At 28.0% G+C, this 14246-nt stretch carries 10 protein-coding genes and 1 pseudogene; 10 read left to right on the forward strand and 1 reads right to left on the reverse strand.

The annotated features are described in order from the left end of the window. The first annotated feature begins 420 nt into the window (after window positions 1–420). The 6 genes from ACSYT2_RS05840 to ACSYT2_RS05865 all read left to right on the forward strand — a co-directional run bounded on the left by ACSYT2_RS05840 (window position 421) and on the right by ACSYT2_RS05865 (window position 8796). On the forward strand, window positions 421–2130 hold the full coding sequence (locus ACSYT2_RS05840; RefSeq protein WP_438384082.1) for a methyl-accepting chemotaxis protein: 1710 nt from the start codon (window positions 421–423) through the stop codon (window positions 2128–2130). A gap of 201 nt (window positions 2131–2331) precedes the next feature. Next, window positions 2332–4047 carry a S41 family peptidase gene (locus tag ACSYT2_RS05845; RefSeq protein ID WP_438384083.1) on the forward strand — a complete coding sequence of 572 codons (1716 nt, stop codon included), beginning with the start codon at window positions 2332–2334 and terminating at the stop codon, window positions 4045–4047. Between the two features lie 256 nt (window positions 4048–4303). Continuing rightward, complete coding sequence (locus tag ACSYT2_RS05850; RefSeq protein WP_438384085.1) at window positions 4304–4999, forward strand: response regulator transcription factor; 696 nt, start codon at window positions 4304–4306, stop codon at window positions 4997–4999. A gap of 1 nt (window position 5000) precedes the next feature. Further along, window positions 5001–6002 (forward strand): sensor histidine kinase, encoded by a 1002-nt coding sequence (locus ACSYT2_RS05855; protein ID WP_438384087.1) that lies wholly within the window; start codon window positions 5001–5003, stop codon window positions 6000–6002. 78 nt (window positions 6003–6080) lie between these two features. Beyond that, a complete protein-coding gene (locus tag ACSYT2_RS05860; RefSeq protein ID WP_438384088.1) occupies window positions 6081–6845 on the forward strand; it encodes an ABC transporter ATP-binding protein in 765 nt (254 codons plus the stop codon). Beyond that, the gene (locus tag ACSYT2_RS05865) at window positions 6835–8796 is read left to right on the forward strand and encodes an ABC transporter permease (protein WP_438384090.1); all 1962 of its coding nucleotides are present in this window, start codon (window positions 6835–6837) and stop codon (window positions 8794–8796) included. The genes ACSYT2_RS05860 and ACSYT2_RS05865 overlap by 11 nt, the downstream gene beginning before the upstream one ends. Before the next feature lie 105 nt (window positions 8797–8901). On the opposite strand, the gene ACSYT2_RS05870 is transcribed toward ACSYT2_RS05865, so the two are convergent. Next, on the reverse strand, window positions 8902–10641 hold the full coding sequence (locus tag ACSYT2_RS05870) for an ABC-F family ATP-binding cassette domain-containing protein (RefSeq protein ID WP_438384092.1): 1740 nt from the start codon (window positions 10639–10641) through the stop codon (window positions 8902–8904). 303 nt (window positions 10642–10944) lie between these two features. Between ACSYT2_RS05870 and ACSYT2_RS05875 the strand changes: the two genes are divergently transcribed. The 4 genes and pseudogenes from ACSYT2_RS05875 to ACSYT2_RS05890 form a co-directional block, all read left to right on the forward strand. Next, a complete protein-coding gene (locus ACSYT2_RS05875) occupies window positions 10945–11337 on the forward strand; it encodes a MerR family transcriptional regulator (RefSeq protein ID WP_438384094.1) in 393 nt (130 codons plus the stop codon). Window positions 11338–11412: 75 nt separating this feature from the next. Further along, complete coding sequence (locus tag ACSYT2_RS05880; RefSeq protein WP_438384096.1) at window positions 11413–12216, forward strand: EFR1 family ferrodoxin; 804 nt, start codon at window positions 11413–11415, stop codon at window positions 12214–12216. A gap of 178 nt (window positions 12217–12394) precedes the next feature. Continuing rightward, the gene (locus ACSYT2_RS05885) at window positions 12395–13330 is read left to right on the forward strand and encodes a patatin-like phospholipase family protein (RefSeq protein ID WP_438384098.1); all 936 of its coding nucleotides are present in this window, start codon (window positions 12395–12397) and stop codon (window positions 13328–13330) included. A gap of 163 nt (window positions 13331–13493) precedes the next feature. Beyond that, a pseudogene (locus ACSYT2_RS05890) lies at window positions 13494–14179 on the forward strand (EFR1 family ferrodoxin); the annotation flags it as partial. Window positions 14180–14246 lie beyond the last annotated feature (67 nt).

Here is a 14246-nt window from a genome sequence, read left to right on the forward strand (position 1 = left end):
GTAGCAGTTGCTATATGTATATATAAAGGTATAATATCAGTTATGAATTAAATTAATGGTAATAGAGAAATGAACAATAAGGTAGATATTATTTTAAAAAAATTAGAAGATAAACACAAATAATGTGATAAAGGAAGCCAATCCAACAGAATGGATTAGCTTCCTTTTTAAGTTAGAGTTCTTATTATTTTTGTATATTGTTTTGCCTAGATTTTTAACAATAAATAAGTGTAGTATAAAACATATAGTTAAATAGAAAAAGGATTTAAATTGAAAAATATATGAAAAAGGTGTTATAATATATCTAATGTTGGCGAATTATGGGGACGACGTGAAATATAAATCATTTATATAACTAGTTTTATTATATTGCTGATGATTGTTATAAAAATATAAATATAAAATATATAGGAGTGTACAATGTTAAAAAGTAAAAAATTAAAAATTTCACATCAATTAATAATGGTATTTTCATTAATACTACTATTTTTGTTTACTATAGGCGGCTTAGGTTTATTAAGTATGCATAAAATTAATAAAGAATCTAGTACTCTATATTATGAAAATGCTGTAGGTATGTCTAGTATTGGGGAACTGGGTAAAGTTCAATTAGAAATGTATGTTGGAATAGAAGAATTAATGAAAGTTAATGATACTAAAGAGGAATCAGAAATATTAAAACAAATTGCAAGTCTAAAACAGAGGGCATTAGATATTATAAGTGATTACGATGCTACAATAACAAATGAAGAGGATAGAAAGCTTTTTGATGAGCTTAATAATACAGTCATTAGATATAGAGAAACTAGGGAATCAATTCTTGCGCTACTTAAAGATAACAAGAAGGATGAGGCAAATGAATTAATTCCTAGGTATACTAGCTTAATAAAAGATTGTAACGAAAAAATTAATGAATTAATTGAGCTAAATAAAAAGTGGGCAGAAGAGGCTCTAAATAGTAATTATAATATCTATAAAAATTCATCAATTTTTATAGTTGCAATTTTAATAATAGCAATAATAATAGCAATAGTTTCTGAAGTTGTAATAATAAAAAGCATAAAAAATGGAATAAATAAAATAAAAATATTAGCAACTAGATTATCAAATTATGATCTCTCTAAATCAGTTATGGTTTCAAATAATGAATTTGGAGATATAGATGAAGCTCTTAATAAAGCACAGGAAAATATGAGGGAACTAATAACAACTTTAATAAGTAGCACTGACGAAATTAGTTCTGCAAGTGAAGAACTATCAGCAACAATAGAAGAGATGACAGCACAATTTGAAGAAATAAATGAATCTACAAATAAAGTAAATTCAGTGATTCAAGAAACTAGTGCAACTACTGAGGAATTATCGGCAGCTATGTCTGAGATAGATTCAAGTATAGGTACCTTATCAGATGAAGCAATAAATGGTAGCTCAAATTCAGAGAAGGTAAAAGAAAGAGCAATCAAAATTAAAAACAAAACAAATAACATAATAGTTAGTACAAATAAAATATATAAAGAAGTTGAAAATGACATTATTGAGGCTATGAATAGAGGAAAAATAATAAATGAAATAGTAGTTATGGCTAATGTTATTGAAGGAATATCAAATCAGACTAATTTATTAGCATTAAATGCTGCAATAGAAGCTGCAAGAGCTGGAGAAAATGGAAAAGGATTCTCTGTAGTTGCAGAGGAAGTTAGAATTTTAGCAGAGCAATCAAATGAAACTGTAAAGAAGGTTAAAGATACTATAAAAGAAGTAGAAAGTGCTTTTAAGTATATTAATGAAAGTAGTAATGTGTTACTTAAATTTATGAATGAGGAAATAGTAAAAGAGTTTAACGAATTTGTAACAGTTGGAAATCAATATGAAGCAGACGGTATTTACATGAACTCAATGAGTGAAAATATAGCTTCAATGAGTGAAGAAATAACATCTACAGTAAAAGAGGTAAGTAAAGCAGTTTATGGGGTAGCTGAGATGGCTGAGTCATCATCAAGTAATCTTGGTTCTGTTAATGAAAATATTAATGAGGCAACTATTGCTATGGAAGAATTAGCACAAACAGCTCAAAGTCAATCTGAGCTAGCTCAAAAACTTAGTGAAGTTGTGTCTAAGTTTAAAATATAATATAGCTTAATTTAGAAGTAAATAAAGATAATACTTATAGGGTAATAAATAATATAAAAAATCCACGATATTTTGTTGTGGATTTTTTTGTATCTAAAGTCTTTAACAATTATTTTACAACTTTGTAATATTAAATAAAGAGTTAGTCAAAAGTTAATGATATACTAATAAAACAATATAAGTAATATTGGAGGGGTATTAGTGGAGGGTAAAAAAAGTACATGGATTAAAAGGTCTATATTAATTATTCTAGGAATTTTGGTAGGGATAGTAGGTCTATTATATTTTACAGATAGAAAAGTCTTTGACGGAGAATTTAATGATGGTAGTAAAATCACAATCGAAAATATAAGCCCTACTGAGATTGAAAATTTGAACAAGTTATGTAAGGTTTGGGGTTTTACAAAATATCATCATCCTAAGGTTGTAGCAGGTAAAGTTAACTGGGATTATGAACTATTTAGAGTAATGCCAAAAGTACTTAATGCAAAGGATTCAAATGAAGTAGATGAAATTTTATACGGCTGGATAAATGAATTTGGTGAAATTAAAGAGGGGAAACCAAGTACTACGGGAGCTGTAATGCTAGAAGCTGATAATGGTTGGATAAAAGATGAAACTTATTTAAATAAAGAATTAAGTGACCTATTAGTTAAGCTTTCAAAGACATATATTACAGAGAGAGATAAATCCTATGTTGCATTTCAGGATGATACCTATTGTGATTTTAAGAATGAAGATGACTATAAAAATATGAATTTTGATGATGATGGATATAGGATTCTTAGTTTATTTAGGTATTGGAATATAGTTCATTACTTTAATCCCTATAGAACAGTAATGGGAGAGGATTGGAATGCTGTGTTAAATGACTTTATACCAAAGTTTCTTGAAGCTAATGATGAATTATCCTATAAGCTAACAGTAGCAGAATTATCAACAAAAATACATGATAGCCATGGAGTGACCTATGATGAAAATAAAACTTTACAGAAGTTCTGGGGAATAAATAATGCACCATTAAGATTTAGCAAAGTAGAAGATAAAATTGTAATTACAAAGGTAATAACAAATCTTGCAAAAGATATGGATATTAAAGTAGGTGATGTTGTAGTAAAAGTTAATGATAAAGATATATTTGATGTTATAAAGGAAAAATCAAAGTATATTTCACTTTCAAGAGATAGTGCAATAGTAAATAACTTAACACCATATTTATTTGCGACAAATGAAGATAGCTTAAAGCTCGACATAGAAAGAGATGGTAAAGAAATAAAGACTGAAGTTAAGTGTAGTCAAATAAATATATACGAAGAAGAGGGTGAGTCTAATAAGCTATTATATGGAAATATTGGATATATAAATCCTGGTAGGTTGAAGCAGGGTGAAATAGATACAATAATGAAAAACTTTATGGATACAAGGGGTATAATAATTGATTTAAGATATTATCCATCAGATAACTTGATTTATAGTTTAGCAGGTTATATAAAACCTAATAAGAGTCAATTCTCAAAGATAACCATGGCTAATCAGTCTGTACCAGGAGAGTTTATATATGGTGAAGATTTAGAATCTGGATACGATAACCCAAATTACTATAAGGGAAAGGTTATTATATTAAATAATGAATGTACACAAAGTAATGCAGAGTTTGTTACTATGTCTCTTAGAAATGCACCTAACGCAACAGTTATAGGAAGTAACACTATTGGAGCTGATGGTAATATAACAACAATTAAATTACCTGGAGGAGTATCGACTATTATGACTGGCCTTGGAGTATACTATCCAGACAAAACTGAGACTCAAAGGGTTGGTTTAGAACCTGACATTAGATTAGAGCCAACTATTGAAGGTATTAAAGCAGGCAGAGATGAGCTAATTGAGAAGGCTTTAGATATAATAAATAGTTGAAAGCATAAATAAGTATATTTAATAGTAATATTAGAAAAAGTTACGTTCTCATATAATGAGACTAGAGATAATTGTATAGAAAGCAGAAAATAAAAAACTTTTACTTGTATTTAAAGGTACAGGTAAAAGTTTTTATTTTTAGTATGTATATTTAAGTAGTAGATTGTGACTATAAAGTTATATACTAATGAGGAATTTATTGTAAAATAATAGTATAATTTATTTAACTTACAGTAATTCTTTTAAGGAGGCAAAAATGTTTAAAATAATGATAGTTGAGGATGATAAATCCCTTAGAAAAAATATAGTTCATTTTCTAGAAAGCAAGGGCTATAGCCTATATCAAGTTAATGATTTTAAATATGTAGAAGGATACTTTGATAGTATAAATCCACACTTAGTTCTTTTAGATATAAACCTACCTTATGATGATGGTTTTTATCTTTGTGGAGCTATAAGACGTAAATCTAAAGTACCTATAATTTTTATATCTGCAAGGAGTAGAGATATAGAGCAGGTTATGGGAATAGAACTAGGAGCTGACGATTATATAACAAAGCCATTTTCTCTTGAATTATTAGCTGCAAAGGTAAATGGACTTTTAAGAAGATGTTATAGTGAAGTATTGAGTGAAAATGATAATGTTTATGGATTAAGGTTAGATGAAAAGTCCTTTAAGATTTCATATAAGGGAATTATCAAGGAATTAAGTAAAAATGAATTTAAACTTATAAAGAAGTTTATTGAAAATCAGGACAGGGTTTTATCAAGAGAAGAGCTTTTAGAAGAGCTATGGGATGATAGTTCTTTTATTGATGATAATACATTAACAGTAAATGTTACAAGAGTTAGGAATATTCTAGTAACCTTAAATATTAAGGATGCAATTAAAACAAAGAGGGGGCTGGGATATATTTTTGATACCACCACTTTAAGAGAAGGAGATAGGTAATATGATTATAAGTTTTTTCAAGGATCAGGTGGAATTTATAACTATCTATTTTATAAACTTCGGATTAATAATTTTATTTTATACATTATCAACTGATCATACTATAGAGATTATATATCCATTTTTAATAAGCATATTCACATTAAGTGTATTTCTTGTATTTAAGGGATTTGGATATTTTGAATTTAATAGAAGTCTTAAAAGATCCTCAGGAAAGGAAGTTAATATACTTAATGAATATACTGAAGAGGAAAAGGAAGTAGTAAGAGTTATTAAGGAAATGGAGAGATATTATATTGATGAAATAAGCAGGATAAAAAATAATAATCTCAAGAAGAATAAGTTCATTTCTCAATGGATACATAATATGAAAACTCCTGTTTCTGTAATTGACTTAGTTGTTCAGAGGTTTAAACTAGGGGAAATTGATATAAAGGATACTATTAAAGGTGTATATGATGAGAATACAAGGTTATTTAATAATTTAGAGCAGGTCTTAGATATGCTTAGATTAGAGGATTTTTCCAAGGATTACATATCAGCTGAAACTAGTTTAAATGAATTATTAAAGTCTGTAATTAATGAAAAGAAAAATCAGTTTATTTACAATAAAGTATATCCGAAAATAGAGATAGATAGTGATGTTATGATACTTACTGATTTAAAGTGGAGTAAGGTAATGCTATCACAAATATTATCTAATGCAATAAAATACTCAGCAGATGAAAATCAAAAGAAAATGATATACTTCACAATTAATAAGTTAGGAAATGTAGTAATTCTTAACATTAGAGATGAGGGGGTTGGTATACAAAAATATGATATAGGGAGAATATTCGAACCCTTCTTCACTGGTGATAACGGAAGAAAATTCAAGGATTCAAGCGGTATTGGTCTATTTATTGTTAAAGAAATATGCGAAAAACTTAATCATAAAATCGAAATTTCTTCAAAATATGGTACTGGTACAACTGTAAAAATAAAATACCTTTCAAAACTGTAAGCTTTCATTAGTTTATTCGATGTCTATAAGGCAGGCCTTATCTTAGAATAGTAATATAGCTAAAAGGGAGAGAGTCAAATGAAAGTATTAGAAGTAGAAGATATTACAAAGATATATAGTAGTAAGGGCATAAGTAATTCAACTAGGGCTTTAAATGGAGTATCATTTTCAATAGAGAAGGGTGAGTTTGTAGGGGTAATGGGTCCATCAGGAAGTGGAAAAACCTCATTATTAAATATTTTAAGTGGAATAAATAAACCTACATCAGGAAGAACTGAAATTGTTGGCAAAAATATAAATACAATGAGTGAGGATGACTTATCTTTATTTAGAAGACAAAAGCTTGGATTTGTATTTCAGGAGTTTAATCTCTTAGATTCATTGACTTTAAAAGAAAATATAATGCTACCAATGATACTTGATAAAAAGTCTAATGAAGAAATGAATAATAAAGCAGATGAAACAATGTCAGTATTTGATATTAAGGATATAGGAGATAAATACCCTTATGAGGTTTCAGGAGGCCAGCAGCAAAGAGTAGCAGTTAGTAGAGCAGTAGTTAATGAGCCAGTAATTGTTTTTGCAGATGAGCCAACAGGAAATCTTGATTCAAAATCTTCAAATGCTGTTATGAAGCTATTTACAAAAATGAATAGGGAATTAGAAAGTACAATATTAATGGTAACTCATGATGCCTTTGCAGCAAGCTTTTGTAAGAAAATAATATTTATAAAAGATGGATCTATAAACATGGAAATTGTAAGTAGTGGAAATAGGAAGGAGTTCTTTGATAAAATCCTAAACTGTCTTGCGGTTTTAGGAGGTGAAGATAATGACATTTAGAGAAGTTGCTATTAAGAATTTTAAATCTCACATTAAGAAATATTCTATGTGTTTTATATGTAGTAGCTTTTCTATAATGATACTATTTATGTATTCAACACTGCTTTTTAATGGGAGTATTATATCTACAGATAAAGAAAGCAATGGAATGGATCTATTAATGTATATATCAATGTTTGTAGTAATTGTATTTTCAATCTTCTTTATTAATTATACAAATAATGCATTTCTAAATTCAAGATATAAGGAATTCGGAGTTATGATGACTTTAGGAATGAACAGAAGGAATATCATAAAAGTAATATTTGTAGAAAATATGATTATAATAATATCTTCTTTAGTTATCGGAATAATTTCAGGAGCTCTATTCTCACGATTATTTCAAATGGTCATAGTGGATATACTAGGGTTAAAGGGAATAGATTATAGCTTAAACTATAAAAGCTTTGTATTAACAATATCTGTATTTCTATTTATATTTCTAACCCAACTACTTATAACAAGCATTACTACAAAGAAGTTTACCATAGAGGAATTGATAAAGAAGGAAAGAGTAAACCAAGGTAAATTAAAAGCAAAGATATTACCAGGGATTATAGGAATCATAGTACTAATTTCATCAATTGTAGGGATATTAATAATAGGAAATGATGAAAACCTTAGAGGGAATATTGAGCTAGGAGTTGTAGTTATTATAGTTATGTTTATAGGGGTATATATAGTAATATCATCCCTTGGAATGTCTATACTAGCACTAGTAAAATCTATGCCTAAAGTCTACAGTAGAAATATAATTGAAGTTACTAATTTAAATAGAAAGTTCAATTCTCAAAAGAAAGTTATATTTGTATTAACATTGTTAAGCACATTTACTATATTTGCAATAGCACCCTGTTTAGCTTTGTTAAATGAAACAGCAGTTGTTGTTGATTTAAATAAAAATGATTTAGAAATAGCGGAGGTCTTTGGCTTAAATAAAGTTAATGAAAATCACATTGAAGAAATAGCAAAAAATCATAATATAGAAATTGAAAATAAAGTTAAGTTTGAATTTATGGTACTAAACTTTGAGACAGATAATGGTGGAGTAGATTTTACATCTAAAAAACCAATTTTAAGTGAAAGTCAGTATAATTTCTTAAGTGATAAGAAGCTGAATATTAGTGAAGGTGAAGCAATAAAGCTTACAACTAGCTGGTTACCAGATAATGATAATATACAAGAGGGAGATACTCTATATTTAGAAAATATCAGTGAAAAGGTAGCATTTAAAGTGAGTAATGCTCTTAGAGATCAATGGATAGCTAATGATCGAGTCTTTCCAACAAAGTCAGGAATAGTTTTAAATGATAATGATTATATAAAGTTAAAAGAATCCACTGATAGATCTGCAATAGGAATTTGCTATCAATGGAAATTATCTGAATGGAGAAATAAGGAGGATTTTGTTGCTGATATAAATGAATCATTAATAAATAATCCTAGTTACGGATCAGAAGAATATAGAGCGTTATCAAATAAGTATTTATTTATATCAAAACCTATTTTATATAATGAAATGAGGCAAGGTTATAAATTCTTTGTCTTTACAAATACAATAATGGGAATTCTATTTTTTATAGCATCAGCAACTGTTCTATTCTTTAATCAATATATGGAACTAGAGGAGAGTAAAAGGAGATTTGATAAACTTTATAAAATTGGCGTTTTAAAGAAGGAAGTTAATAAGATCATATCAAAAGAGCTTCTAGTAACCTTCTTTGCACCTGTATTTATAGGAAGTATAATATCTGCAGTTCTTATGAATTTTGTAGCAAATGTAATGGGTGGAAATGATATGATATCACAATTTATGAGTAGTTCATATAAGGTAATAGTTGTATATTTAATATTTCAGGTTATATTTTATTTTTTTACTAGATGGAACTATGTGAGAAAAATTAATAATTAGTGATGGTGAGGTAGAAGGACTTGCATTCAACAATTAGTCCATTAAAGAAAAAACTGCACAGTAGAACTGTACAGCTTTTTCTTATTATAATAAGGATAAATATGTTTAAAGCAACTGAATCAGCACTTCTAACTCTTCAGATAACTCTTTTGCAAGGGTAAAATCATTGTCTTTTAAAGCCAATTCTATTTTTCTTTCAATAGATTTTTTATTTTGTTCAATTTCTAAATAGTCTTTGTCAAAGTGACTAGCATAAATAATCTTTCTAAACTTTCTAAGACTCATTCTTCTAATTGTCTTATCCTCAATAATTAAAACATAATCCATAGAGTTTACTATAGAATAGAAGTCATGAGAAACCATGAGAATAGCTCCATTATAGTTTGCTATGGCTTTTTCCAGCGCAATTTGTGAATAGGTGTCTAAATGGCTTGTTGGTTCATCAATAAGCAACATATTTGCATTACTAACAGAAATTCTAGCAAGTTGAAGTATATTTTTTTCACCACCAGATAAAGCCCCTATCTTTTGATTAAGAACTTCTTCTTCGAAATCATAATTTGAAAGATATGATTTAATATCCTCATAACTTTTAAAGCCAGCATCGAAGAATTCTTCAAATATGGTATTAGAATCATTTATTATTTTGTCTCGGAGTTGAGATAGATAAGCTAATTTTATTTGTTCATTTATCTTAATAGAATTATTATTATTTTTAAAGATTTCTTTAAGTAAAGTGGTCTTTCCAGTACCATTTGACCCTACAATAGCAACTTTATCAGTAGATTTAATCTCAAAGCTAACATTCTCTAGAAGTATTTCATCAAAGGAAACACTATAATCATTGACTTTTAATGCAATAGTTTCTTCTATATCATTATCAGTAACCAAAGAGATATTAGGTTCTTTAATATCCACAAAGGGTGCTTTAATTCTACGTTTTTCTAATCTTTCTTGAATTTTAACTCTAGCATTTAGAGTTTTACCTCTAAAGGATTCAGCATTTTCAGTTGCTATAACTCTTAGTTTATCTATTAAGATCTCGTTTCTTTTAATTTCTTCGTCATCAGCAGCTGCTAGTTCTTGTAACTCAATTTTAGTTTGAAGTAATGTGAAGTTATAATCAATATAGCCTCCATCAAACTCTTGTAGTTCCATATTTTCAAGGTGAAGTATTTTATTGAAACAATGATTCAATAGATATCTGTTGTGGGTAATAACTAAGATTGTCCCTTTGTGTGAGTTAATTAGATTTTTAAGAGAATTAAGATTTCCAAAGTCTAAAAATACATCTGGTTCGTCCATAATCAATAAGTCAGGATTATTTAACATTCCCTTAATTACTTGAATAAGCTTGAATTCTCCACCACTAAGTTCAGAAACTTTCATATCTTTATACTTTATTAAGTTTGTAAGATTAAGCTTTTTAGTAATAAGGTTTTCGTAGTCATGTCCATTAATTGCATCAAAGGCATCTAAAGCTTCTTGATACTTTTCTAGTAACACATCAACATCAGAAGATGTCTCCATTTCAGCACAAATAGAGTTTATTTCATTTTCTAGTGTAATAAATTCCTCAGCTATATATTCGAAGACTGTAATTTCTTTTTCTTTATCTTGTTCTGAGAATTGACGTACATACCCTATTCTACAATTTGGAGCAATCTCTAAGGTGCCATCAAACATATATCTTTCTGGCTCCATAATTATATCTATCAGTGTGCTTTTTCCACTGCCATTTGTTCCTATAAAGCCGCAATGTTGACCTTCTTCTAATGTAAATGAAATTTTATTAAATAGATCCTTTTGCGGAAATGAGTAGGATAGGTTATCAACTTTTATCATATTATTACCTCTCTTTATCACTAAAAAAGAGCCTATAAAATAAGCTCTGCAATTAGTATCTTATCAATTTATATTTATACTCGATTTTTATGTGGGAAAAACCTTTTTTCCAGGTTTAACTATGATAGCATAACACTTTTTTTGACTAAATTCAATGATTTCATATAAGGAAGAAAGTTAAATGAAATCTAGTACTTAGCATAATTATAGAGAAGGTCTCTAAGTAATGGTATAATTTAGGTGGTGGATCTGTTAAAGATAAGGTAATTAATAAGCCTTTAAATATAATTAATAATAGATGGGGTGGAAGCAATTTATACAATTGGGGAATTAGTTCAAAAGCTAAATATTAATAAAGAAACTATAAGATATTATGAGAAAATTGGTTTGTTAGATAAAGCAGATAAAGATAGAAATGGATATAGAATATATGGAAATAATGATATAGATAAAATACAGTTTATATGTATGGTTAAAAAGTTAGGATTTAGATTAAAAGAAATAAAGTTACTTATTGATGATGAAATTTTATATGGAGATTTTAAAAATATTAAATTAGTTGTTGATGAAAAATTAAATGAGATAGATATTTTAAAGAAGGAGTTAGAGGAAAAAGAAAAGCTTCTTAAAAGAGTAAAGGAAATATTGATATCAGATAAAGTTCCTAATTGCAATGAAATAAAAAAAATTCTTTAAAATAGTATTGACTGTGTACTATAGTACAGGGGTTAAAATGCCATTAGAATATAAATTAAAGGAGTAGATTTTCTAATGGAACTTATTAAAAATACGATAGTATATTTTTCAGGAACAGGTAATAGCTTTGAAGTAGCTAAAGATATTAATCATGAAATCCCAAATTTTAATTTAATTAAAATTACATCTCTTGCTGAGGAGAATAAGATAACTTTTAGGGGGAGTGTATTAGGTATAGTTTTCCCTGTATATTACGGAAGGCTACCATTAATTGTTGAGAAAATATTAAGTAAAGTAGAAGCTAGGGAAGATACTTATGTTTTTGCAGTAGCAACTAATGGAGGTGCACCATCAGATGTGTTAATTAAATTAAGTAATCTTTTGAAGATGAATAGGATAAATTTAAACGCTGGTTTCTTAGTTAAGATGCCTAGAAATAATATATTTTCTTATAGTGCAATTAATCTTGAAAAGCAAAGAAAGATAATTAAAAATGAAAAGAATCTTATTAAGGGAATATCAAATAAGATTATTAATAAGGAAGACTGTGGCTGTGAGGTGGATAACATAATTTTTGTACTCTTTGATAAGGCTACGACAAAATTAACAGATAAAATCAGGAGTGAGATCAATTACAATGATAAGTATTTTTGGACTACTGATAATTGTAATGGATGCGGCTTATGTGAAGAGATTTGTCCAGCTAAGAATATTGAGATTATGGATAAGAAACCCCTTTGGAAAAATAAATGTGAGAAGTGTACAGCCTGCATTCAATATTGCCCGAATAAAGCAATTGAATGGGGTAAAAGTACATTGAAAAGAGTTCGATATACAAATCCTAATATAAGTATTAGTGAATTACTTAATAATCAGTAATTTAAGCTCTTATACTACAGATTCATATATTATAAATAGGAAGAAGACTTAAGATATATAACTTTAGTATTCATTTTCTTTGACCATTGTCTGTTTATTATGTATAAAATATAATACAATTAAGGGTGATAATTAACAGGTGGTGTCAATTTGATAACTGTGGAAGGAGGATTAAGGGATGAGTAAGAAGTTATCAGATATAAATATTGGATTGGTTTTAGCTGGAGGAGGGGCAAAAGGTGCTTATGAAGTTGGAGTTTATAAAGCATTAAGGGAGCTCGAAATTGTAGATAATATAAAAGTTATTTCGGGTACATCTATTGGTTCAATTAATGCTCTTTTTATTGCTATGGATGATCCGAAAATAATAAATTGTAGTTGGAGCAATCTAAATTATTCACGTTTTTTACTAAATCAAGAAAGAACACGATTAAATAAAATTTATACAGTCCTAGAGAAAATAAAAAATATAAATGTAGAAAGTAAAATGTTTGAGCAGATAAGATTAAGTGACATAGGTTTATTATCGCAGACTGGAGTTAGGAAATTTATCGATGAATATATAGATTTAAATATTATAAATAATTCAGGTAAGGAAATATATGCTAGTGCATATAACGTAGATAAGGAAAGGGCTGAATATTTTAAATTGAATGACTGCAGCGAAGATGAAATTAAGGAGAGAGTTCTTGCGTCATGCTCAATACCACATATATTCAAGCCTATAGTTATTGATGGAATGAGATATGCAGATGGGGGAATACAATCTCCTTTATATTCAAAAAATAATGTAGACAATGTACCTATTTATCCTTTGAAAAATTATGACTGCGATATTATAATTGTTGTTTATTTGTCTTATAAAAATAGTGTAAATAAAAATGGATTTGAAAATACACATATAATTGAGATTTATCCATCATCCCCATTAGAAATATTAAATGGAATAGGTACCATTAATCTAAATAAAGATACTATAGAAAATAACATTGAACTTGGATACAGAGATGCTATGGTAATACTTGCGCCTTTTGTTATTAATATTTTAAAGGGTAAAAGCATAGCGGAATTAGTAGAAAAAAATAAATTTACATGTAAAAAACACAACATATAATCAATACATAAAAATATGTGATAGGGTCCTTTATATTTAGTTTAGGATGCTATGAAATATTTAGAAGAAATAAGGTAACAACGTATTTATTTGGTATAAAGTAGCACCCTGTTTTATATTACTAAAAGTAATGCGCAATATATTATAGCAGGGAGAAGATTGTATGATATTTTATTTTACTGGCACAGGAAACTCATTATATGTTGCCAATGAAATTTCTAAAAATATTAAGGAAGAGATAATATCAATTCCTAAAGCTATAGGAAAAAAAGAGTTTTCATATAAACTTAAAGAAGATGAAACAGTAGGATTTATATATCCAGTACATGGATGGAGACCTGCAAAAATTGTTTTAGACTTTGTAAAGAAGTTAAATTTTAAAGATTATGATGGTCAATACGTGTACTCGGTATATACATCAGCAGGAGAAGCAGAAGCAACAGTGGAGGTCTTAAATTCCACACTTAAAGAAATAAATATTTCTTTAAAGGGAAACTATCATATATTATTGCCAGGTAACTACATACTAGAGGATAATAAGATACCAGTGGAAGAAGAAAACAGAAGAATAAGTGATGCTAAATCAGAATCGGAAAAATTGCAAAATATATCAGTGCTAAAGAAAATACTTATAAAAAAGAAAGACATTCATTTATTAAGTCCTATGTTATAGGAGGTCTGTTATTTCCATTATATGCTCGAACATTAAACTTTGAAGTCAATGATAAATGTATAAGCTGTAGAGGATGTATAGAAGGTTGCCCTGTTAATGCATTGAAAATTGATAGTAATAAGATTGTTAGAGATGTGAAAAAGTGCATTCTATGTTTGAAATGTATAAATTGCTGTCCTAAGGAAGCTATTGATTTCGGCAATATTACCAAGAATAAACGTAGATATAAAGATCCTGAGTATA

The sequence above is a fragment of the Clostridium zhoujianii genome, from assembly GCF_051590805.1.
Classification (GTDB): Bacteria; Bacillota; Clostridia; order Clostridiales; family Clostridiaceae; genus Clostridium.

Bases quoted from the DNA above. Each gene is read 5' to 3' on its own strand.
- ACSYT2_RS05840 (WP_438384082.1), top strand. From the start codon at position 421: ATGTTAAAAAGTAAAAAATTAAAAATTTCACATCAATTAATAATGGTA.
- ACSYT2_RS05850 (WP_438384085.1), top strand. From the start codon at position 4,304: ATGTTTAAAATAATGATAGTTGAGGATGATAAATCCCTTAGAAAAAAT.
- ACSYT2_RS05855 (WP_438384087.1), top strand. From the start codon at position 5,001: ATGATTATAAGTTTTTTCAAGGATCAGGTGGAATTTATAACTATCTAT.
- ACSYT2_RS05860 (WP_438384088.1), top strand. From the start codon at position 6,081: ATGAAAGTATTAGAAGTAGAAGATATTACAAAGATATATAGTAGTAAG.
- ACSYT2_RS05865 (WP_438384090.1), top strand. From the start codon at position 6,835: ATGACATTTAGAGAAGTTGCTATTAAGAATTTTAAATCTCACATTAAG.
- ACSYT2_RS05870 (WP_438384092.1), bottom strand. From the start codon at position 10,641: ATGATAAAAGTTGATAACCTATCCTACTCATTTCCGCAAAAGGATCTA.
- ACSYT2_RS05880 (WP_438384096.1), top strand. From the start codon at position 11,413: ATGGAACTTATTAAAAATACGATAGTATATTTTTCAGGAACAGGTAAT.
- ACSYT2_RS05885 (WP_438384098.1), top strand. From the start codon at position 12,395: ATGAGTAAGAAGTTATCAGATATAAATATTGGATTGGTTTTAGCTGGA.